Source organism: Streptomyces rugosispiralis, from assembly GCF_024505145.1.
Classification (GTDB): Bacteria; Actinomycetota; Actinomycetes; order Streptomycetales; family Streptomycetaceae; genus Streptomyces; species Streptomyces rugosispiralis.
In genome coordinates this window covers 1-639 of the sequence record NZ_JANIAA010000206.1, presented here as the reverse complement: position 1 = coordinate 639, position 639 = coordinate 1, and the positions used below count along the sequence as shown (strand labels likewise).

General features: G+C 69.2%; 1 protein-coding gene. It reads left to right on the top strand.

All coding sequences use genetic code 11. The features are described 5' to 3' along the window. Positions 1-13: 13 nt before the first annotated feature. Positions 14-639, top strand: a 626-nt coding sequence (locus NP777_RS47080) for an acyltransferase domain-containing protein (RefSeq protein ID WP_256656352.1), incomplete at its 3' end; no start/stop codon positions are given.

The following is a 639-nucleotide window of genomic DNA, read 5'->3' as shown; positions in this document are numbered from 1 at the left end:
CCCTGCTGCGGTGGTGATTTCCGGTGATGAGGAGCCGGTGTTGCGGGTGGCGCGGGAGCTGTCGGAGCAGGGGTGCCGGACGAGGCGTCTGGCGGTCTCGCATGCGTTCCATTCCGCCCGGATGGAGCCGATGCTGCAGGAGTTCCGGGAGGCGATCGCCGACGTGTCCTTCGCCGCACCGCTGATCCCCCTGGTCTCCAACGTGACCGGGCAGCTAGCAGACGCAGAGATGGTGCGTTCCTCCGAGTACTGGGTGGAGCATGTGCGTTCGGCGGTGCGGTTCGCGGATGGTGTGCGGGCGCTTGCCGACTATGGCGTCAGCACGTACCTGGAGTTGGCGCCGGATGCGGTGCTGTCCGCGATGGTCGGGGACTGTCTGCCGGGAGAGGCGGCCGAAGGGCCCGTGGTGGTGCCGTCACTGCGGCGGGAGGGCGACGAACTCCGTGCGCTGATGGCCGCCGTCGCTCACCTGCACGTGGCAGGCGTACGCATCGACTTCGGCGCCCTGTTCGGTGCCACGGCTCTGCCCGCCCATATCTCGGATCTGCCGACGTATGCCTTCCAGCGGGAGCACTACTGGCTGGTGGGGGACGGGCGTGGAGCCGGTGATGTGGCATCCGCCGGGCTGGCGGGGGTGGA